The organism is Bradyrhizobium sp. SOJA106 (genome assembly GCF_059448745.1).
Window position 1 is genome coordinate 1,534,588 of record NZ_CM182549.1, and the last position, 20,361, is coordinate 1,554,948.

Annotated in this window: 17 protein-coding genes; 7 read left to right on the top strand and 10 right to left on the bottom strand. The window is 57.9% G+C overall.

Going from position 1 to position 20,361, the window contains the following annotated elements:
- The first annotated feature begins 163 nt into the window (after positions 1-163).
- The 4 genes from AC5V87_RS07085 to AC5V87_RS07100 all read left to right on the top strand — a co-directional run bounded on the left by AC5V87_RS07085 (position 164) and on the right by AC5V87_RS07100 (position 5,341).
- The gene (locus AC5V87_RS07085; protein ID WP_495370416.1) at positions 164-1,366 is read left to right on the top strand and encodes a CaiB/BaiF CoA transferase family protein; all 1,203 of its coding nucleotides are present in this window, start codon (positions 164-166) and stop codon (positions 1,364-1,366) included.
- Between the two features lie 249 nt (positions 1,367-1,615).
- Positions 1,616-2,767: a hypothetical protein gene (locus AC5V87_RS07090; RefSeq protein ID WP_495370417.1), complete on the top strand. Its 1,152-nt coding sequence runs from the start codon at positions 1,616-1,618 to the stop codon at positions 2,765-2,767.
- 174 nt (positions 2,768-2,941) lie between these two features.
- Entirely contained in the window at positions 2,942-3,871 is a 930-nt protein-coding gene (locus AC5V87_RS07095) for a dihydrodipicolinate synthase family protein (protein WP_495370418.1), read from the top strand.
- Between the two features lie 3 nt (positions 3,872-3,874).
- A complete protein-coding gene (locus AC5V87_RS07100) occupies positions 3,875-5,341 on the top strand; it encodes an NAD-dependent succinate-semialdehyde dehydrogenase (RefSeq protein WP_495370419.1) in 1,467 nt (488 codons plus the stop codon).
- 182 nt (positions 5,342-5,523) lie between these two features.
- Here AC5V87_RS07100 and AC5V87_RS07105 read toward each other — a convergent pair whose 3' ends face one another.
- The 4 genes from AC5V87_RS07105 to AC5V87_RS07120 all read right to left on the bottom strand — a co-directional run bounded on the left by AC5V87_RS07105 (position 5,524) and on the right by AC5V87_RS07120 (position 9,198).
- Positions 5,524-5,844: a hypothetical protein gene (locus tag AC5V87_RS07105; RefSeq protein ID WP_495370420.1), complete on the bottom strand. Its 321-nt coding sequence runs from the start codon at positions 5,842-5,844 to the stop codon at positions 5,524-5,526.
- Positions 5,845-6,034: 190 nt separating this feature from the next.
- A complete protein-coding gene (locus tag AC5V87_RS07110; protein WP_495370421.1) occupies positions 6,035-6,937 on the bottom strand; it encodes an NAD(P)-dependent oxidoreductase in 903 nt (300 codons plus the stop codon).
- A gap of 3 nt (positions 6,938-6,940) precedes the next feature.
- A complete protein-coding gene (locus tag AC5V87_RS07115) occupies positions 6,941-7,621 on the bottom strand; it encodes an HAD family hydrolase (RefSeq protein WP_495370422.1) in 681 nt (226 codons plus the stop codon).
- Positions 7,618-9,198 (bottom strand): amidophosphoribosyltransferase, encoded by a 1,581-nt coding sequence (locus AC5V87_RS07120; RefSeq protein ID WP_495370423.1) that lies wholly within the window; start codon positions 9,196-9,198, stop codon positions 7,618-7,620. The genes AC5V87_RS07115 and AC5V87_RS07120 overlap by 4 nt, the downstream gene beginning before the upstream one ends.
- A 1,333-nt stretch (positions 9,199-10,531) precedes the next feature.
- Here AC5V87_RS07120 and nodU point away from each other — a divergent pair.
- On the top strand, positions 10,532-12,193 hold the full coding sequence (gene nodU, locus AC5V87_RS07125; RefSeq protein ID WP_495370424.1) for a nodulation protein NodU: 1,662 nt from the start codon (positions 10,532-10,534) through the stop codon (positions 12,191-12,193).
- A 780-nt stretch (positions 12,194-12,973) separates the two neighbouring features.
- Here the strand turns inward: nodU and AC5V87_RS07130 are convergent.
- The 5 genes from AC5V87_RS07130 to AC5V87_RS07150 all read right to left on the bottom strand — a co-directional run bounded on the left by AC5V87_RS07130 (position 12,974) and on the right by AC5V87_RS07150 (position 17,791).
- Entirely contained in the window at positions 12,974-13,168 is a 195-nt protein-coding gene (locus tag AC5V87_RS07130) for a DUF3072 domain-containing protein (RefSeq protein WP_456840728.1), read from the bottom strand.
- A 469-nt stretch (positions 13,169-13,637) separates the two neighbouring features.
- Positions 13,638-14,531 (bottom strand): S1/P1 nuclease, encoded by an 894-nt coding sequence (locus AC5V87_RS07135; protein ID WP_495370425.1) that lies wholly within the window; start codon positions 14,529-14,531, stop codon positions 13,638-13,640.
- A gap of 71 nt (positions 14,532-14,602) precedes the next feature.
- On the bottom strand, positions 14,603-16,480 hold the full coding sequence (locus AC5V87_RS07140; RefSeq protein ID WP_495370426.1) for a phospholipase D-like domain-containing protein: 1,878 nt from the start codon (positions 16,478-16,480) through the stop codon (positions 14,603-14,605).
- A gap of 877 nt (positions 16,481-17,357) precedes the next feature.
- The gene (locus AC5V87_RS07145) at positions 17,358-17,597 is read right to left on the bottom strand and encodes a hypothetical protein (RefSeq protein ID WP_495370427.1); all 240 of its coding nucleotides are present in this window, start codon (positions 17,595-17,597) and stop codon (positions 17,358-17,360) included.
- Positions 17,588-17,791, bottom strand: a complete 204-nt coding sequence (locus tag AC5V87_RS07150; RefSeq protein WP_495370428.1) for a hypothetical protein — start codon at positions 17,789-17,791, stop codon at positions 17,588-17,590. The genes AC5V87_RS07145 and AC5V87_RS07150 overlap by 10 nt, the downstream gene beginning before the upstream one ends.
- Positions 17,792-18,361: 570 nt before the next feature.
- Between AC5V87_RS07150 and AC5V87_RS07155 the strand changes: the two genes are divergently transcribed.
- Positions 18,362-18,682, top strand: a complete 321-nt coding sequence (locus tag AC5V87_RS07155) for a hypothetical protein (protein ID WP_495370429.1) — start codon at positions 18,362-18,364, stop codon at positions 18,680-18,682.
- Positions 18,683-19,765: 1,083 nt separating this feature from the next.
- Here AC5V87_RS07155 and AC5V87_RS07160 read toward each other — a convergent pair.
- Complete coding sequence (locus AC5V87_RS07160; protein WP_495370430.1) at positions 19,766-19,960, bottom strand: hypothetical protein; 195 nt, start codon at positions 19,958-19,960, stop codon at positions 19,766-19,768.
- Positions 19,961-20,160: 200 nt separating this feature from the next.
- On the opposite strand from AC5V87_RS07160, the gene AC5V87_RS07165 reads away from it, so the two are divergent.
- Positions 20,161-20,322, top strand: coding sequence for a hypothetical protein (locus AC5V87_RS07165; protein WP_495370431.1), 162 nt, complete (start codon positions 20,161-20,163; stop codon positions 20,320-20,322).
- Positions 20,323-20,361 lie beyond the last annotated feature (39 nt).

Genomic DNA, 20,361 nt, shown 5'->3' on the forward strand with positions numbered 1-20,361 from the left:
TTTCTGGCCCTCTCATGCGCACATCGAGCGGGAGGGAAGCGAATCTCACTCGAAAGTTGGTTGATTCCCTTGACTCCAGTTCTTGCAACGCCTAAGTCTGAAATCGATTTCAGGAATGCGAGCCCAAACAGCTCGATTCAGGCAAAACCGAAAGCAATGACGTATGGTCGATCTCTTGAAGGGCATTCGTGTCCTCAGCCTCAACCACTTTCTGATGGGTCCGGTCGGCGTGCAGTTTCTCGCCGACCTCGGTGCGGACGTGATCGCCGTGGAACCGCCCGGAGGGGCCTTTCAGAGGAAGTGGGGCGGGGCGGACAAGCGGGTTGATGGCCAGTCAATGTTGCTTCTCACGGGCAACCGCAACAAGCGCAGCCTCACGCTCGATCTGAAAAAACCCGAAGCCGTCGTCATCGCCAGGCAACTGATCGCGAAATCGGATGTGATCGCAGAGAACTTCCGCCCGGGTGTGCTCGACAAGCTTGGTCTCGGCTACGAGGATGCAAAGAAGATCAATCCGCAGATCATCTATGCGGCTGCCTCCGGCTACGGTCCTGACGGGCCCTACGTCAACCGCCCAGGCCAGGATCTCTTGATCCAGGCCCTATCAGGACTTGCGATGATCACCGGAAGTCGCGAGCAGGGGCCGCGGGCTGTGGGCGTTTCCGCCATCGATCATCACGGCGCCGCCTTGTTTGCGGCGGGCATCCTAGCTGCCCTGGTGAGGAAAGCGCGCACGGGGCAGGGCTGCCGCGTCGATGTTAGCCTACTGTCGGCTGCACTCGACCTGCAGATGGAATCTTTTACCTGCTACCTGAACGGCCAAAGGCCTGACGACGTCCGTCAGCCGGGTCCGGTGGCGGGCTGGTACTACGGCGCGCCCTACGGCATCTATGCGACGCGCGATGGACACATTGCGATCTCTTTGGGATCGCTGGAGGCGCTCTCAGACGCGCTTGGCCTTCCGGTCGACCAGCGAATTCCTGACGAGGAGGCGTATCGCCGGCGGGACGAGGCCTCAGCCATGATTGCGCCCAGTGTCGCCAAGCGCACAACCACCGAATGCATCGCCTTGTTCGAGGCGCGTGGAATTTGGCACGCTGCGGTGAACGATTATGCCGACGTCGTTGCGGATCCGCAGATTGCACACAACAGGAATTTTCAGGTCGTGACCGGCGCGACCGGAACTCCCATCACCCTCGTCAGCCATCCCGTGCGCTACGATGGCGAGCAGCCGGACGTGCGTTTGCCGCCGCAAAAGCTCGGTGCGCAAACGGAAGAGATTCTGAAAGAGCTGGGCTATGACGCCAGGAAATTGAAGCATCTTTACGATACGGGCGCCATCGGGCCAACGGACTCGTATCACTAAACGACCAAAGTGACTTCTCGAAAGTAGCGCGCGTACGTCAGGAGGGCATGGTGATCGGCATAAACTCGCGCGCGGCTTTCCCTGCGGTGTTGCTGACGAGGCGTGCTCCTCGGCAGCGATGCAGCAAGCACACGCTTGGAAGTCTGGTGAACATTAACCGTTCACCCCAGTCCAGGACCTGTTGGTAAAGAGCTTTAAGTTGCCGCCAGGCCAAAGCCGCGCGGCGAGTTTTATGTTGGACCAGAAGCCATGTCGGAAAGCGAATATCTGACCGCGCGCGAGCGTATGTTGAAGCGCATTGCCGAGACCAGGGACACTGCACGCACGGGCTTGCCGCACTGGGCGAGTGCCGCCGACGGAACGTGGACGTTTACGCCCGATGGTGATTGGACCGGCGGGGCCTTTGTCGGCGAGCTTTGGCTCGCGCATCTCGCTAATCCCAGGCAGTTCCCAATCGAAGACGCGCGTGCTGCGCTAAGCCGAATGTTGCCGCGTGCCGAGCGGCTAACGGCCTTCAAGGGTTTCGGCTTCTATCATGCTGGCGCCCTCGGCAGCATCCTGTTCGAGGACGAAAACGCGCGCGAGGTGGCTCTGACAGCTGCAAGGTCGCTTCGTGATATGTTCGATCCACACCTCGGACTGATACCGTTGGGCAGGGATGCCGAGGAGGCGAGCGCAGTCGGAGCCTCCGAAAGCAGCATCGACTCGCTCCAGGCGACAGGCCTGCTCTATTGGGCCGCGGACGAGCTTTCCGATGCCCGGATGGAGGAGGTTGCCAATGCACATATGCGGCGTGTCCTGGACATCCATGTGCGGCAGGACAATTCGGTTATCCAGTCTTCCACCCTTGATCCACACACCGGCAAGGTACTCAGAACGCACACGCACAAAGGCTATAGCGATGTCAGCACCTGGGGCCGGGCGCAGGGATGGGCGATGCTCTACACCGCTCACGCCGCCATGGTCCGCCCGGACGAACCACTATGGCGCGACTACGCCGTGCGCCTTCTTGACTGGTGGATCGACCATGTCCCTGCGGATCTCATTGCCTTCTGGGATTTCGACGATCCGGCGATCCCCAACACCAGCAGGGATACTGCGGCCACTGCTATCGCTGCTGCCGCGGCGCTGCGCCTCGCATCCGCACTTGGTCCTGAGCGGGGCGCCAAATATCGATCATTTGCGGAGCGCACAGTTACTCAACTGAGCTCGAAATACCTGACGCCGACTGCTCCCGATGACGCGCGCCCGCCTGGAATGCTCACCGGCGGCTGCTTCACCCGAAAGGCAATTGTGCGCGATATCGATGCGGCCCATAACGTCGAGCTGATCTTCGGAAGCTACTTCCTGTTTGAATGTCTTGCCGTCCTCACGGACCTGGTGCCGCCTGGCTGGATTTAATGAGGAGGCACGAAAGGCGTCCAACGCGAGCAAAGCCTCAAACCAATCTTGTTTGTGACGCCACGCTAGTCAATCTGTCAAAAAAGTGCGCCGGTATCGGCGCCACTCCTTAGATGTTTGCGATGGCTGACCCCGATCGACAGAACTGACCGCCTCCTGTCTGGAATCCTCTACATGAGAAATGCGAAAACTCCCATCTATGGCGGCTTGTTTCCGGTCGCTCCGACGCCGTTTACGGAGGCTGGAGATCTTGATCTTGAAGGGCAGCGGCGCGTTATCGATTGCATGATTGATCAAGGCGTGGACGGGATCTGTATTCTAGCCAACTACTCCGAGCAGTTCCTGCTGTCGGATCAAGAACGCGACACTCTGGTCGAACTCTGTCTTTCGCATGTCGCGGGCCGCAAGCCAGTCATGGTGACCTGCAGCCATTTCAGCACCCAGATTGCGGTGCAACGCGCCCGCTATGCGGCCGAACGTGGCGCAAGCCTCCTCATGATGATGCCGCCTTATCATGGTGCAAGCCTCAAGGCGGATGACGGGGCCATGATCGGGCATTTCGGCCGGGTCGCAGACGCGGCAGGGATTCCAATCATGGTCCAGGACGCGCCGCTCTCCGGCGTTACATTGACGGTCCCGTTTCTCGTCCGCCTCGCTTGCGAGGTGCCGCTCGCCAGATATTTCAAGATCGAGGTCCCGTTTGCTGCTGCCAAGTTGCGCAGTCTGATCGAGCTCGGCGGTGAGGCCATCATTGGTCCTTTTGACGGGGAGGAGGCCATCACCATGATGGCAGACCTCGACGCCGGTGCGACCGGAACGATGTCGAGTGCGCTGCTGCCCGATCTGCTTCGCCCGGTGCTCGATCACCACAAAGCGGGACGCAGGCAAGAAGCCGCTCTTGCCTATGCAAAGGTGCTGCCGCTCATCAACTTCGAGAGCCGCCAGTGCGGCCTGCGCGCTGCCAAGAGCGTGATGGCTGAAGGTGGTGTGATCAAGTGTGAAGCGGTGCGGCATCCGCTCGATGGGCTCCATCCGGCGACGAGAGCTGGATTGATCGAGCTTGCGCACGAGCTCAACCCGCTGGCTCTTCGCTGGGGACATTGAGGCATGAACAATCCGGAACAAGCGGTGCAGGCACAACCTGTGTACCCTCAGATCAAGATGTTCATTGCCGGGGAATGGACGGAAGGGGAGGCAGAGCGCTCGGAAGAGATCCTCAACCCCGCGACCGGACAGCCCATCGGCGAAACGCCTTATGCCTCCCGCGGTGATCTTGATCGTGCCCTCGCGGCGGCCGCGGACGGCTTCGAGATCTGGCGAAAGGTTTCGGCCTTCGACCGGTACAAGACCATGCGCAAGGCCGCCGAGCTCATACGCTCGCGCGCAGCCGACATCGCTGCAATCATGACCCTCGAACAGGGTAAGCCGGTGAGCGAGTCGAGTGCTGAAACGCTCCTCGCTGCCGATATCATCGACTGGCTCGCCGAAGAAGGGCGGCGCGCTTATGGGCGGATCGTGCCGGCGCGCTTTGGCAATGTTGCCCAGCTCGTGACCAAGGAGCCTGTCGGGCCGGTTGCGGCATTTACGCCCTGGAATTTTCCGATCAACCAAGCCGTGCGGAAGATCTCGGCGAGCCTTGCAGCCGGCTGCTCCATCATCGTCAAGGGACCTGAAGAGACGCCAGCGAGCTGCATGGAGCTGGTGCGTAGTTTCGCGGATGCGGGCTTGCCGACGGGCGTGATCAATCTCGTCTTCGGGCTGCCATCCGAAGTTTCAGATTATCTCATACGCCATCCTATCGTCCGTAAAGTCTCCTTCACCGGTTCGACCGTAGTAGGAAAGCATCTCGCAGCCCTTGCCGGCGCCCACATGAAGCGCGCCACCATGGAGCTCGGCGGGCACGCGCCTGCCATCGTTTTCCCAGATGCCGACGTCGAGAAAGCCGCAAGAATCTTGTCGGCGAACAAGTTCCGCAATGCCGGCCAAGTCTGCGTCTCGCCGACGCGGTTTCTGGTGCATGAGAGTGTCTATGAAGATTTCGTCAAGAGGTTTGTTGCCGAGGCCAGCGCCATCAAAGTTGGCAATGGCCTAGAGAGAGATAGCCGCATGGGACCGCTCGCCAACTTGCGGCGGATCGACGCAATGGAGAGCTTTGTCGCGGACGCTCTCGATTGCGGCGCCCAGTTGCGCACCGGCGGCAAGCGTATCGGCAATGCGGGGTACTTCTTCGAGCCGACGGTCCTGACCGATGTTCCACCTCAAGCGCGCATCATGAATGAAGAACCGTTCGGCCCTGTCGCCCCGATTACGCGGTTTAAAACCTATGACGAGGTTGTCGCGGAGGCCAATCGACTGCCTTACGGGCTCGCCGCCTATGCCTACACGCGATCCGCCGCAACCATGGCCGCGATCGGAGCCGATCTCCAATGCGGGATGGTATCGATCAATCATCATGGGCTTGGGCTTCCGGAAGTGCCCTTCGGAGGAACGAAGGAGTCCGGCTTCGGCTCGGAAGGTGGCCTCGAGGCAATCGAGGGCTATCTCGACACCAAATTTGTGAGCCAGGCGAGCTAGAACCGGAATACCAGGTCCCAAACCGGAGCAGAACGATTGTTCGACAGTGCCGCCGGATCGCGTCAAGCGCTTTCCCCTTCTCCGCTGGCAGACCGGTATGTCTGCCTTCTCCCCAGACTTGAGCCGCTGTCGGAGAAATCCGGCAGCGGTTCTTTTTCTTTGCTGGACTGACACCTTATTGTTCATTCAGGCGGAAGCAGAAGTAAGATACTTTGTCCGGCAGATCGGCGCGGACGGATAACAGCTGCGTGTGCCAAAGCCCTCAAGCCTCCGCGCCAGTGATAGCCCGCGAGCACCACGAATATGGCGCGGCCCAGCATGACCATCGCCTGGAATTTCTCGGCGATGACCATCTCACGCGGATAAGCGCGCAGATGCGGAGCAGGAACATCGTGGAGATCTGACAAGTCCATTTCCAGTAGACCCGGTTCGACCGCATCATCAAAGGCCATATCGCGGGCCTTGGCGGAACAATACGTCGGCGGTGACACGCAGTCCGCCATACTCGGTTTCCTCGCGAATGCGATTGACCTTGAGGCTGTTTGGATCGAACTCCGCCCATCCTTATATGAAACGCCGCTGACTTCTTTGAAGATGCGGACCGTCTCGTCCTAACCATCGTTCTCTGACGAGGGAGTCGAGGGGCACCACGGACTCGTGGAAAAATGGCCCGCTTGGAGCCATACCAAGCGTTTACGATAGGGCCAAATGTGGTAGGGTCAGTTCACCTTTGCCTGCGACAACTGAGAGGTTGAGTTCCTGCGCGGCAGCATCCAGGACCGGCACGGAAACGGCACTCTCGCGCGCTAGGCGCACAGCACACTCGATGTCCTTTGCAGCATTTGCAATCGAGATCGCCAGTGCATCCGGTTTCTCTCCCAACAAAAAGGCGGCGAAGGCTTGGAATATTCCACTGTTCGTAGCGCCCCGACTGACCAAAGACCGTAGTGTTACAAGATCTATCTGAAGACTATCCGCGAATTGGCAGACCTCAGCGGCGACCGCAGCTATGCCCATAGTCATGCTGTTGTAAACAAGCTTGAACTTGTGGCCGTGTCCGACATCTCCAACATGCATCACGGTCTCGCAAAACGCAGCAAGAATGCGTTCAGCGACGGGAAAAAGTGTTGTATCCGATCCAACCATCGCATTGAGAAGGCCGAGCTCTGCTTGCTCGGGGCTTCGTGTTACTGGAGCATCAATAAAGCTTAGACCTCGTTTTTGCGCCGTTTTCGCCAATGCAATAGTCGAGGCAGGATACGAGGTTGTGCAATCAATTATCAAGCCTCCTCGGCACATGTGGACAAATAATCCATCGTCATCAAGGCACACCGTCTCAACTTCGCGGCTGGACGGTAAGGACAACACCACCACACTTACATGCTGCGCCAACTCAGCGATCGACGGATGTTCGCGGGCCCCTGCACTTATCAGGCGATCGGCACCGAACCGCTTCTTGTTGACTTTGATGTGGAGTTCGCGTTGCTGACGCAGCAGGCTGATGCCTATACCTGTTCCCATGCGCCCCGCTCCGATAAGCCCTACGCTCTGCTTGATCAGTCTGGGAGCCGCGCTCGCTGATGATCCCTTGCTCATGACTTAGCATTCCGAAAAGTAGCCACGGCTTTGCAGGATGGGCAGCAGCTCGTGATGGTTGTTGATCGTGTAATCTGGACGCGCGGCTTGCAGGCGCGAGGTCGAAACAAATCCTCCGGTAATGGATATGCTCGTCAGACCGAGATTACGTGCAATATCAGTCTCCACGGGCATATCGCCGATGATGAAGGTTGAGGCGGGCTTCAGGTCGTACTTTTGCATATAAAGCCGAAGCCGCTCTCCTTTGCTCATCGATTTGTATTGCGTGGCGCGGCTTTCAAAAGCGAGCACATCGGTGATGTAGTGATCTACTCCAAGCCTCCTCAGCTGGGACTGTAAAGGCGCGACTATGTGGTTGCTGAGGATGATGAGTGGAGCGGATTGTCGTCGCGCCATCTCGAGCAGTCTGCGCGCCCCCTCACGTAGATCGGCCTTGTCCGCAAGAGGCTCGTATAAGTCGTGAAACAGTGCGCCATCGTCACGCTCCACTGCCTCAATCTCTTCGCGCGACATTCCAAGGCTAAGGTAGAGACGAGAGAGGGGAACATCACAACGATCTCGAAAGGTCTTTATATCGATGCTCGGACGACCAAAGCGGTCCAAAATGACATTGGTCGTTTCGAGCAGCGCATAGGTGTCATCGAGCAGTGTTCCGTTCCAGTCAAATACGAGAGCGGGTTTCATGATCCTGACCTCAGACGGGTATTGACAGGAAGAGCGGCCAGCAACGCTTCCAAGTGTCTACGCGCGCGCTGCCGTCCAGCGGGGGTCGGCATGTCGAACGTGAACGGTGACAGATCGATGCCCTCTAGCCTGTTGGCCAGAACGGATACAAGGGCGCGGAAAGGCAGATAAGTTATCGATGCTGCTTGGATCGCCGTCGCAATGTTGGTCTCAATGATTCTGAGCGCTGGCGGCTCCATCCTGTGGAAGCGAAGGCATTGGGCGCGCAGTTCGGATGGAAGCCGCTTCAATGCCTGCCAGAATGCGAGCTCATCTAGCGTATCAATACCCATGCCGTAGTAGTTTGGCGCAACTATAGGGGGAGAACCTATCGCCCAATGTACGTCTTTGGCTCCAGCGGCAAGGAGCATCGTTGTGACGGCTTGGCTGGTGTCGCCTCGAATGAGGGCTTCGTCGACAACTATTACGATCCGTTCAGCTACGGCGGGTTCCGACACTCGATACTTCCGGGCAATGCAAGATTGCCGGGCGCTGGTTCTGCCGAGGAGCGTTCGCTCATGAAATTGCGTTGCCACTACGTCACTACGCTCGGCAAGCACACCCTGTTCGGCGAGAGAGTCAAATAGACCATCGGCGTACGGGCCCCCAGTATTTGGCATTGAGGAGACGATTGGCGGCATCAAGAGTGGCTCTGCTTGAAGTCGCTCCGCAACGATTTTTCCCAAAGAGAGCCCGATATTGTAACGTGTTTGGCGATGTGAATGGCCCTCGACCGACGTATTTGGACTTCCCAAATAGAGAGCTTCGTACGCGCAGAGCTTGGCCTTATGTCCTCCGCAGTTCAGGGCATGGTCAACGCTGGCGCCGGTCTTAGCATCCACGCGCTGTATGCTCCCAGGCAAGAGCTGGCTGATCTCACCTTCAAAGCCTGCGAAGGCACAATTTTCAGAAGCAAAGAGCAACAAGCCATTACTTGCTCGCATAGTCTCCAATGGTCGCAAACCGCTTCGACTGCGGTATGCAACAAGATCTCCATCCTTATCTAGCAAAAGCGCACTAAGGGCACCATCGATACGATTATCAAGCTCGCGAAAGATAGCTTCGTAGTTTGCGGGCCGGCCGTGACGCCAATAGTCTCGTTCGCAAGAGTGTTCAATCCACCTCAGCAAGAGCTCGGCGTCTGTGTTCGTATCTATCAGTTGGCTTCGAGCGAGTAATTCGCTCCTGAGTTCATGAGCGTTCACCAAGGCGCCGTCCAGAGCAATGGCAAAATGGCGGCCAGGAATTGACTGCACGTCGTCGCCATTCCCAGCTCCACAGGATCTGCTACGGATCTGCGCGATTGCAACATGAGGCCGAAAGCACGGGTCCTGTTCGATGCAGTCAATGCGCACCGAGCCATCGTTCGATTGAAAGGCCCTTCCATGTCGGAGTCCACGCTCTTGCATAAAGGCAGAGACGACGACACCCGCTTGCCCACGGAGTGCAAGTGTCGGAATCATTTTGGTCAGCTGATCAACGACACGCGGCGATGGTTCGCTTGAAGCGCAGAAAAACGCACCGGCGACACCGGACATATAGTCACCCACTTGTTAAGGAGTCGCTCTGGCGGGGCGCCTCGATGGCACTTCGCTTCATCCTAAGCAAGCGTCGTACCAGCCTTTTGCATGTGCTGGGTGGCATTTCCGGAACGAGGAGAGTTGGAAGACAAGCCGTTCCAGCCATCGAGGGGATATTGTGCGTCGTTTAAGCACCACGCGGATGTTCAGGATGCTACGACCATGTGCGAAACGCGCCACACCGGAGCGAGTAGGAACGGGGGCTTAAAGTCGACGAAAGCCTTCTGATCTTTCACTCTTGTCTTTTATTTCTTGCGTCCAGCCACCAAAGCGGGTCTCCAAAGACGACCAGCCTAAGAAAGGGAGCTCTAAGCAGCCAGAGAGTGGCGTTCGACGCTCGTCTGATCAACCACTAACACTGGTGATTGATCAGGACCATGAATCGTGGCCAGAACGACTCGTGTCGCTTGCGCGCAGCAACGCATGACGATGCGCCTTCAAACCGTGTGGTCAGAAACTGCAATATGTCAGCTTCAACCGCTCTGTCGCGGCGCGCGCGGCCAAATTATCTTGTGTGCGAAATCCTTCGAGCCCGAGGTGACAGGTATCCACGTCCTTGGCGGCAAAACGCGGCTCGATCGGCGGCGCTGAGATAAAAGGTGGGTAGGCGGATATACCAAGCCGCCATGATCCCGGATCCTGTACTGCCGAGCCGTAGCCGTCGATGGCATCCTCGTCCCTGTGTCTTCACGCAACACAGACGACGGTGCAACGATCAGGGCTGTTCGCGACGTTGAGCGAGACACGACTTAAGAAGGAGCATCTGTTTGTTTTCTCCAAGTGCCGTCACTCCCAAAGCGGTGCAGACTAGTGCATCGGTGTTGCCGACACTGCCGAAATCTCGGCACATGGCACCTACGATATGCGCAGTCGCCACGATGCATAATGTCGTGCTAGCGCGAATGCCTAGGCGCTAACTGAATTACGAAGCGCGTTCGTTTCACGGTAAGCCATTTCGTGGCAGCCATGATCTCGTTTAGCCGGCAGAGAATTTCGCTGCACTCGTTCGCTCTACCTCGCTAGGCATAAGGGAGGCCCCCGGTCGTGCGCATGGAAATTGTTGCTGTAGGCCCTAGTGCTTGGTCCGAAACCGAACACGTTGGGTGTCACGAATCGGTCAAGCAGCCTCCAATCTCGACTTTAATCAGACAATTGCCGGCGATTCCTCTGATTGGAACTGGCCCAGAGCGTGCATCGTGAAAGATGGGAGCCCATCTGAGTCTCGCGACATGAGCAGCAGTTGGGGAGAGCGTTCAAATCGAGTGTATCTGACATTAGGTTCGGAGACTGTATGCGAATCTGCGGTATCAAACTGACTCATGACGGAGCAGTCGCCCTTGTCGAGGACGGAAGGCTGGTCTTTTGTGTGGAGCAGGAGAAGCGGGACAATAATCCGCGATATCAAAAGCTCCACAATCTCGATGCGGTTGTTGTCGCCTTGGCAGAACACGGTTTGGATCCGCGGGACGTTGACCGGTTCGTCATCGATGGATGGTGGGGCGAGAGTGAGTCACAATTTCAGGTTCTCAGCGGGACTGCGCCCATTACCCTGAAAGGGGCGCCGTATGTTGAGGGCGATGCCGACGGCCTCCTCATAGCGCACGACGGCGCTGGGCTGATGCTCAAGGAGAGCGCCTTCCCTTATAAAAGCTATCCGCATGTCACAGGTCACGTGGCTTCCGCTTTTTGTACCAGTCCTTTCGCCAAGGCCGGGCAACCCGCGTTCTGTCTGGTTTGGGACGGCGCCTCCTTTCCACGGCTCTACCATGTGGAACGCCACGCAGCCAGGTTCGTCGAGTGCCTCTTTCCGCTGATCGGGCATGCTTATGCTGCCGCAGGCTATCACTTCGGACCATACAAGCAGGCTAACCGCATCAGGTGGGACCTCGGTGTTGCGGGCAAGTTGATGGCCTACATCGCGCTCGGTTCGGTCGATGAAAGCATCGTCGAGGTGTTTCAGGAGCTCTATGAAAAGCACTTTAGCATGTTCACGGAGCCAGTCGGTCGTTGCAGCGAGGATGCCGCGCTTGAGCCTGTCCATGCGTTCTTCGATGCCTGCGTGCTACGGTTAAAGGCCAAAGCCCCCACAGATGTGCTTGCATCCTTTCATTGCTTCCAAGAGCGTCTGCTCGTTAGCAAACTGGCGAGTGCTATACAGAGACATTCGAGGTTTCCCGCGCGCAATCTGTGCATAGTCGGTGGCTGCGGTCTCAACATAAAATGGAATAGTGCACTACGAGCTGCCGGCTTGTTCGATGCTATCTGGGTGCCACCCTTTCCGAATGACAGTGGCTCGGCAATAGGTGCTGCTTGCTCCGCATTGGCCGCGGACCAAGGTTTTGTACCATTGGAATGGTCCGTCTATAGTGGTCCAGCCGTGGAACGAGGCGACATGCCGCCCGGATGGGGCGGCTCACCATGCAGCATGCGTGAACTTGCAACCATTCTCGCCAGCAACAAACCCGTCATTTTTCTTGCCGGCCGCGCGGAGCTTGGACCTCGGGCTCTCGGTAGCAGAAGCATACTGGCCGCGGCGACATCGCCGCAAATGAAGGACCGTCTCAACGACATCAAACTTCGCGAGCACTTCCGGCCTGTAGCGCCAATATGCCTGGAGGATCGGGCGCCGGATATTTTTAGTCCCGGAACGCCAGACCCTTACATGCTGTTCGAGCACCTAACACGAGCAGAATGGCGGGATAAGATCCCCGCTGTTGTGCATCTGGACGGATCTGCGCGATTGCAGACCATTTGCAGGACCTCTCGGCACAAGATCGCCGAACTTCTCGTCGAATACGAAGGCCTCACAGGCATTCCGCTACTATGCAACACCAGCGCCAATCACAATGGACGCGGCTTTTTCCCGAATGCGGCATCTGCCTGCCAGTGGAATCGCGTTGACCACGTGTGGTGCGACGGCGTGCTGTGGACGAGACGCGAGGGCGGCGACTGAGCGCTGGTCAACGGCATCTTTCTCTCTAAGCGCGGGGCAGTGGGACCGTACGCCGAGTCATATACCTCCGCGAAAGGCCACCTAGTTTGACGAACGCGATAGCAGGCCCCCGCGGTAATCCTACGAGAAGCGGCGTCGCGGTGATCGCTGGATGAGAAGGAGCGGCTTGTTGCAGCATCGCTGCAGCTCGGTGCCAGTGTTTCCGAGGCAGCTCGCATGGCCGGCCTTCGTCTCAGCCAGCTATTCAGGTGTCGCAAGGAGCATTGCAGGCACGCTGAAGCGAGGTCGAGATTGGGTCGTCTGTGCCACCGCGGGAAGTGGCCGAAGCGCCATTGACGACGATGGCAGCGCGTCGAGGAGATTGCTGCTCAAAATGAGCAATTTGAGCAGTCCTTGAGATCAAGCATCTCAACCTTGATCCGTTGGGCACTCCGGACAAGTATCACCGATCGAGGCGTAGTATGTCGTCGATGGCAGCTATGGCCTCGTCAGGCGAGAGGCCGAAGGCCGGTTCTTCGCGCGCGATCCGACGGGCGCGATCACGCGCATGCGGATCGGCACGATCTTTCATCCAGTCATGGTCTTCGCACTCGCGAATAGCGCCCGCGTCCTGGAGGACACTACGCGCCCAACCTTCGACCCTCCGGCTCGCCTCCTCATCATCAGCATGTCGATCACTCCCGCCAGGGCGGACGAACCCGGATCGGTCGTGTCCCGTCCCGGCCGGCTAGCACAAGGCAGGGATTCGCAACCTATTCCCACCGTCTGTGGTCGGTGCGGCTACTTTTCCAGGCCGGCCTCTTCACGAAGTTGGTCAATTAGCTCGGACGCTTCGGCCTTGGTGAGCGTCTTGCCCGTCGGGTCGGGCTTATGCGCCTGCTCGCTGAGGGTCCTCAGATAGGACTGCTGGGCGCCAGTCATTGGATCATCGCCGGAAACCCAGTCCTCGGGGTCTTTTTGGGTATTGTCCGCCATTTGAACCTCCTAAGAGTTTGCCTCCCTCAACGTTTAAGTTGATTGTGTGTTCCGTTTTTGTTCTAGTGGCCTCATTCGAGGTTGAGAGGCGAGAAATGCCGAACATTGACTTCATCCGGAGTGAAATCGAGCTCATGCACGCGCAGGTGGGCCGGCAGCGCAGGGAGATCCTTCTGCTCCAGCGCGCGCATTGCCACCTCATCAGCCAAAGCCCTGCTCAGCGCATGCACTCCAAGATCGAAAGTTCTCTCCGCCCAGCGCGACGCTTTGAAGAAGCTTCAGCGGGGGCCGGTCAAGGGCAAGGTGCTTGGTGGTCGGAGATGGTGATGAGTGAGCTGAAAGCCTTCACCGACAGCACCGACGGCGCGCCATTTCTCAAACCATTGGGGAAGTCAGGCGCGTCGGCGTGCTATGAGGCCGGTGCTGCATCATGCAGGGAGGCTTCGCGCGCAGTCAGAGAGTTGCCGTGCTACGGTTTTCGAAGTGCCTGATTCAGGATCATGGCGAGGCGTACCCCCGCCTTGCTCAGCTGTAGGGCGGCATCATTTGTCGCCGTTGTGACGTAATCGTCGGTCAGGCGAAAGCTTCCGCGCGGGTTCGGGGAGGGAAGGGCGCCATAAGCGTCGTCTTTCGAAATCGCAAAAGCTTCCTTCGCCCAGTCGGCGGGCCCTCCGGTCTGCCACTGCGTCTGCTGCTGCTTGGTGATATGGCCAATCAGGTCAGAGGCGATCGTTCGCGCATCCGGACCAAGTTGGATCACGAATTCGGTGTCCCAAAAGTGATGCAGATTGCCGGCGCTCAGGCCGGCGGCCGAGACGCGTTTGTCGTTGCCGCCACGATCGTGATCGTCGGAGCTGTGAAGCGGTTGGTGCACATCGCCCACAAAGTGAAGCAGGAATTTCAGGGCCACCACGCGCTCCTCGGCATCGGTCGAGGGGTCGGCAAGTTCCGCCGAAAATTGCTCAATCTTGTCGACAACGCAGTCATCCTTGTCGCCATCTGATGCGGGCTTGCCGCTGGGCAGCGCGGGATGATTGAAGCATGCCTGATCGAGGTTCGGCGCCGAGACCTCAATGTCGACAAAATGCCATTGCCGCGTGCGCTCGCGGGAATTGTCAATATTGGCATCGCGGTACTTGTCAGCCCATGTCGCGGCCGAGGCAATGTCATGGCCGGTCAACGAGTCGGTATCCGCGGCCAATAATGCGTTCACGCGCTTTCGCACGTCAGGCTCCAGGAAAGACTGGGCAACCAGAGCGACCACTTGATGACCCTCGTCACCCCAGGCGCGGGCACTGTCCGTCTGAATGCAGTTCAGGAGCGCGCCACAGGCGAAAGCGGTAAGGCTCAGGGCAACTCGCATGGATCGAATCCTTTCGAGAAAAAAAGACAGCAGTGCAAAACCGATAACGACGCATCCATTGCGCCCGAAAATCACGTCAGAAAGTACTGGGTAATGTCGCCCTTGGAGCCGTCGACGTACCGCTTAAGCCAGTCATCATTCAAATCAATATGCCCCTGGAAGACCGGCTTTCCCTCGAGCTTGTTCTTCGCCTGCCAGGCGCGATAGCGGTAGTGATCGTACACATCAAGAATGTGCACCGCATAGGCCTGCGCCAGTTTCTTGTCGCCCCTGATGATGAGCATGTTTTCATCATTTTCGTAGGAGGCCTTGTAGCCAAGGTTATGACTTCCCGTGACAATGGTGCAGTTGTCCGAGAGCGGATCGATGACGACGACCTTGTCGTGGACGATGGCAGTGCCGAGCTTGAGGATCTCGGCCTCAAAATCTCCGAGTGCCGTTCCGGCGCCGAGATTGCTCGCGCGCACGATATGCGTGTGGCGCTCGTCATAGACATAAGGCTTCCGCGCCGCGGCTTCCTCCGGGGTTTCGTCCTCCTCCTCGCCGTCCTCCTCCTTCTTTGCCTGATAGCCGGGCATGGCGGTGGGATCGCTAATGGCTCCGACGACCAGAAGATTGGGATTGGTCTCGCCGGCGCGCCGTGCGGTCTCAATGATGCTGTAGAGGCCACCGCGCGAGGGCAGGAAGGCAAGAAAGAAGATGGCCTGCTCAGCATGCGTCATCAGATTGAACAGCTCATCGAGGTCTGGCGGCGCCTTCTTGATGTTCCGCGTTTTCCCTTTTGTATTCGGAGATAACCAGAGACGCGCCTGCGACGAAGTCAGGTTGGCGGCGACCGGCTTCTGATCTTCGGTGCGCAGCTCTTCACCCTGAACATTGCTCCCACCGGACGCGGAGGGTGGATCGGGGTCATCGATCTCATCATCGTGTAATCGTTGCCAATAGGCGCGGTATCCCTCCGCGATGTCGGCATTCTCGATGATAATGGAGTTGTTTGTCTGGCCGCAGAGGCCGAGCGATGTCCAGTTGGTACTGCCGGTCATGACCGCCTGAGCGTCACCATGACTGTCGAGATAGACCGCGAACTTGTTGTGGCCAATATGCCGATTGTTGAAGAGGCGGTTCTGCACTTCCACCTTGTTGGCCTTGAGCTTGGTACGCGCAGGAGCGTTCCGCTTATCCCATTCCCCCGTATCCCGATCTGCACTCGAGTTCGAGAGGATTATCCGCACGATCGCCTTATTGCGGATCAGAAGGTCGATCAGCTCGGGATCGTCCAGTTCATAGAGCGCGAGCAATACCTTGCCGCCGCTCTCAAGAGCCCGGTCGATCATGCTCTTGAGAAACGAGATCAGATCGCCGGACAGATATTCCCGTATCGCACTATGCTGATCCTCCACCTCGGCGGTCAGCACATCCTTGTTGAAGTCCTTGTTCTCTTCCTCAATGGCGTGCCGCAGCCACTGTCCGGCAATAATGCCATTGTTGAAGGCTGCCTTCACATCCCCGTAGTTGGAGGTGATGAGGATAGTGTTGGTCTCCACAGCGTCGCCGAGATAGCCTAGCGAGATGACCGGACCGTCATAGGTCTTCTTCTGTCGAACCGGCACCGGCTCCAGCCCGTCGGCCATGCGGCCGACCGGCCGGATCTCATATTTGACCCTAACGTTGTCCGGGCGGCGCTCGGCCCGATCCCGGCGGCGGCGCAAGGTCAGATCGCGCCAGTTGGTCTTCTGAACGGGCCAGACGCCCGTATCCTGCTCTTTCCAGCCATGGTTGTGCTGCCCCTCAAATGGCACCCAGGCAGACAGGGCCCGCCGCTCGCCCGTGTCGGGATAGACCCGGACGATGTCGAAGCCGAGACAGCCGGGGATCATTTCTTCCACGTCCCAGGCGATGAAGGCGACCTCATTATTGCAGTACGCGACTGCACGCGTGATCCTACCCACCGGCCCCTCCCGTTGCTTTGCCGAGCCAATTGTTGCTGCAGTATGTGACAATCGCAAGATGTGTCACAAAAATTATTCGCACCCGGCGACGGGACTTCCCCCTCCAGCAGGCAAGCCCTTCAACGTACGGCAACTAGGCCGACGCTATTTGTCTTGGGCAGGCTGTCCTTCGAGGTCGCCATCACAATGGCTTGTGATACGACATCCAGCACCTGAAGCGATCGGGCTTGCTCGACCGTGCCCAGCTGTGGTCTTGGTATATAGAATCCCTCGCCATTCAACATGACCTGAACAGCGGCGCCGGCGGACACGCCTCGCTGCACGACGAAAGGTCGACGAGGCGTGCCTACCTCGCTCACAATGAAGAGCTGTGGCCGGTATCGCTGGACCGAGTAGTTTTGCGCTGCGATCAGCTCGCCAAGAGAATAAAGATGCCTTCTGGGCCGAAACGGGATAATTCTTTTCCTTCAGGAGACGCAGCATTCGCAGCGTATATTGAAACTTGTTCATAGTGCAGAACACGCGCGCCGAGTTGAGGATAGTGGCGTCGTCGAAGGTCAGCCGTCGCCCCCTGCAATCCTGTCTTGCGTGCGTCCAGCTGTGTCGCTGCTGCATTTGGATTTCGTGGTGCGGATCAACCATTAATACTCGGTTGGCGGCATCTGAAAGCAGGTTCATCATCTCAATCGGCCAATTGAGCTCGTGAAAATATTCGACAAGCTTCGGAATCGATCGGCTTTCGCATCGCTGTCGCGAATTTCTCATGATTGAGATTATTGATCGTGCATTGCGAGAGGCCGCCCGCGTAGGAGACGGTTGGATTGAGCGCATAGTTGCTCAGGCCCGACGGGGAGAAATTGAATGTACCCCCGGCATTTCAAAAAAAATGTGGGCTGGCGAGCACGTCGCCATAGCCGACAAACGACATCGGTGCCCATTGCCTCGCGCGCACCGCATTGAGTAGGATTTGCTTGTTGCTGGAGTCCCAGATTGCTTGGTCATAAGCGTCGGCCTTGTCCACGAGCTCGGCCCGTGTGCACGCGTTGCGCGTCAGCGTCGCGAGAAAGAGCCCAGCCAGAACTGAGATAGACATGGATGCGATGACGTTCATCCCCATAGTAGGCCCCTGAAGATATGGAACGCGCTCAAGTTGCGGGCTGCGTCGCTGTCCGACGAACCCACCGAAACGGTTTTCATCGACTGCGCCGTTGGCGCACGCCTGGTCGGGCCTGCCGTTGCGAGCGCATCCGTATCATCGTCGGGCGGGATTTCGCGCTCGATGACCCAATAGTTTCCGGATTGAAGGATCATTCGAATTCGCTCCTTAGCCAGTTAGCGGAGCGACTTGCGAACTTTCCGTTCAAAGCTATCCGTCATCATGATGCCTGGACGTCCCGATTATGCTGGGAAGTCCTTCTCGCGCGCAGAAAGCTCAAGGACGCTTGGCTTTCGTATCGTTCTTTCCGATCTTCCCGTGCCTGCTTGAGGACCTTTTGACGGACGCAGTAGTAGTCGAACACGATCTCAGCTCGGCCGAGCCTATAAAGGACGATGCCGCACGGCGGCCGTTCCTAGGCAGGTGCCGATCGCGGTCTTAGCAGCAGGGGGAGTAAATCCCAATTGGCTGCGTCAAAAATTTGTCGAATATCCATTGCGTGGTACGCCGAGGGCTAATTGTGAAAGATCGTCCAGGCCCAACCAAGCGCCGCACTTGCCCCGGCAACCGTCGCGGCCAAAGCCGCAAACGTGTCCAGAAGACCTGCCGGTTATGCCGCTGGGTTTCCAATGCCTCTCGCCGGCGATCGTGCCACGCGAGCCATTCCTGCGCGAAGCCGATCGTCAATACGACCTGGCTAAGGGCAGCTTGAAACGGCGGGGCCGTTGTTTGACGCGATCCTGCAAAAGACGAGCGCCCGCGATATCCAAGCGATCCTGGGCGACAAACAGGGCGGCCGGGCGTCCCTGCTGCTGGACGCTCGCGACCAATACGGCGAGTACCTCGATAAGCTGAATCATGGCGAAGGCTTCGCTCAGAAGATCGCCGAAGAGCGCATGCAGGGCTTAGCGGCGGCTGTCGATAGGCTCGCGGCCTCAGTCGACTCGGCCGAAAAGCAGATGGTCAAGGCGAATAATCGAATGTCCACGGACCGAGACCGGCTGATGCAGCTTGTCGGCTTGTTGTCACAAGGCATGTGTGGGTAAGGGCTCAGTGCCGAGCAATTGCAGGAGAGGCTCTCGTCCGTACTGGACCAGGGTCGCCGCCATCTCGTCAAAGTCCGCCAGGCGAGCGGAGGGCGACTTGGCATCGAGTTCGATGCCGGACTAGGCGACGTAGAGCAGGCCTTCAAAAAGGCCGCGAAGTCATCGCCGCGCAGTCGGCCCAATTGAAGCGCGCTCGGACATTTGAGGAGCGGCCGCCCGATCAGCAGATCGTTGCCGGCTGTTTGCGAGATCGATTTTGAAAACGAGATTAGTCGCGCGACCCTTAAAGCGGAGCACAGGCGGGCCAACCTCGATATTTTCAAAATCGGTCGGTCGTACTTCACGACGCGGCGGCACTTCGAAGCGATGATAGATAAGTGTCGGATTTGCGTCTCAGTGAGACATCGAGCTGCGCTGGCGGCGGTCTGACTCAGCGTCGAGAACTTAAAGGCAGCCCTAAGGAAGGGACACCGAAATGCCCACACGACGAGCGTCACGTGGTTGAAGTCTCAAGGACTATCTCCGGACGATGTAACTCTTGGAGCCCGATATGATCAGCACCATCTGGCACTGCCTGCCGTCTTGAGCGGAAGGTCCCTTCTTGGTGCACCGGAGATCGTGATTGGCGGTCTCGTGCGTGGTGGCCTGCTCAAGGCCCTTCCGAACTCGCGTGTGCCAAGTGGGATGCAGTATAACGCCTATTCATTCGACCGTAGCGACAACCCTGACCTGGCCCGTGCATTCTGTCGCTGGCTCGTGAGACTTTGCCGGGACGAGACCAAGCTGATCCCATCATGTGCTCCGATCCCTTCTCGGGATATTTAATTGATTTACTCCTTTTGCATCGGCCCGATCGTTCAATCTCTTTAGCATCTTCCAAGCGCGAATGGGCGCAAACCCGTTCACGAGTAAGGCGATGCAAGTGCAGCAAATCCCGCAAGCAAATCGTCACGGCGCCACCATTGAAGGCCACCAAGGATGCTGTTCGGGAGTTCAGGAAAGGGTCGCGCCGATCTCACTGTCAGATACCCACAGTGAGCGAACCCACTTAGGCTCCTTCCAGGCCAGGGCAACCCAGACGCGTTATTGATTGCGGATCGCTTTGGTGGAAGGCTGTACAGTCAAGCGATAAATCACGAGGTGAGCCGCTCCGAGCTCCTCGATCAGTGTGCCGCAAGCAGGGCAGTGGTAGTTTCCTTGGATGCCGCGTTCAGACGTAAGCTCAAGACGGCGAAAGCCAGCACCGCATCCAAAGCACGTCACATCGCTCTTTTTCATGCGTGGCCTCCTCGCGCTGGCAATCGTCACATTTCTTTAACATGCGCTTCGTTATCGCGCATCTCCCTGGGAGGGCCTTTCAAGCACAATCAACATTGTGGACCTGCTGACGCCTGCGACCGTCCATAAATAGTGGTCGCACAAATCCGACATCCGACAAAAAAATCGAACGAAACTGACGGCGCTCCTTCGTAGAATGCGTGACGCTCAAATCGTTAGCTACGAAGCTTCTCGTCGTCATCGCGACACTGGCAACGCTTTTCGTCGAATTCTGGCTTATCGCCGCAGAGTTTCTGCGTTGTGAGGCGCGAAAGACGATCGGGCCCGATGTTCCAGGCAACGCCATCGATCAGCAGGGCTAGAGCGCGACCGTCGCATCTTTTAAGAGCGAATTAAGCCAA

Coding starts and splice junctions, on each gene's coding strand:
- AC5V87_RS07115 (WP_495370422.1), bottom strand. CDS start 7,621: ATGAAACCCGCTCTCGTATTTGACTGGAACGGAACACTGCTCGATGAC.
- AC5V87_RS07095 (WP_495370418.1), top strand. CDS start 2,942: ATGAGAAATGCGAAAACTCCCATCTATGGCGGCTTGTTTCCGGTCGCT.
- AC5V87_RS07100 (WP_495370419.1), top strand. CDS start 3,875: ATGAACAATCCGGAACAAGCGGTGCAGGCACAACCTGTGTACCCTCAG.
- AC5V87_RS07085 (WP_495370416.1), top strand. CDS start 164: ATGGTCGATCTCTTGAAGGGCATTCGTGTCCTCAGCCTCAACCACTTT.
- AC5V87_RS07110 (WP_495370421.1), bottom strand. CDS start 6,937: ATGAGCAAGGGATCATCAGCGAGCGCGGCTCCCAGACTGATCAAGCAG.
- AC5V87_RS07150 (WP_495370428.1), bottom strand. CDS start 17,791: ATGATCCTTCAATCCGGAAACTATTGGGTCATCGAGCGCGAAATCCCG.
- AC5V87_RS07120 (WP_495370423.1), bottom strand. CDS start 9,198: ATGTCCGGTGTCGCCGGTGCGTTTTTCTGCGCTTCAAGCGAACCATCG.
- AC5V87_RS07160 (WP_495370430.1), bottom strand. CDS start 19,960: ATGAAAAAGAGCGATGTGACGTGCTTTGGATGCGGTGCTGGCTTTCGC.
- AC5V87_RS07090 (WP_495370417.1), top strand. CDS start 1,616: ATGTCGGAAAGCGAATATCTGACCGCGCGCGAGCGTATGTTGAAGCGC.
- AC5V87_RS07130 (WP_456840728.1), bottom strand. CDS start 13,168: ATGGCGGACAATACCCAAAAAGACCCCGAGGACTGGGTTTCCGGCGAT.
- AC5V87_RS07145 (WP_495370427.1), bottom strand. CDS start 17,597: ATGGGGATGAACGTCATCGCATCCATGTCTATCTCAGTTCTGGCTGGG.
- nodU (WP_495370424.1), top strand. CDS start 10,532: ATGCGAATCTGCGGTATCAAACTGACTCATGACGGAGCAGTCGCCCTT.
- AC5V87_RS07105 (WP_495370420.1), bottom strand. CDS start 5,844: ATGGCGGACTGCGTGTCACCGCCGACGTATTGTTCCGCCAAGGCCCGC.
- AC5V87_RS07135 (WP_495370425.1), bottom strand. CDS start 14,531: ATGCGAGTTGCCCTGAGCCTTACCGCTTTCGCCTGTGGCGCGCTCCTG.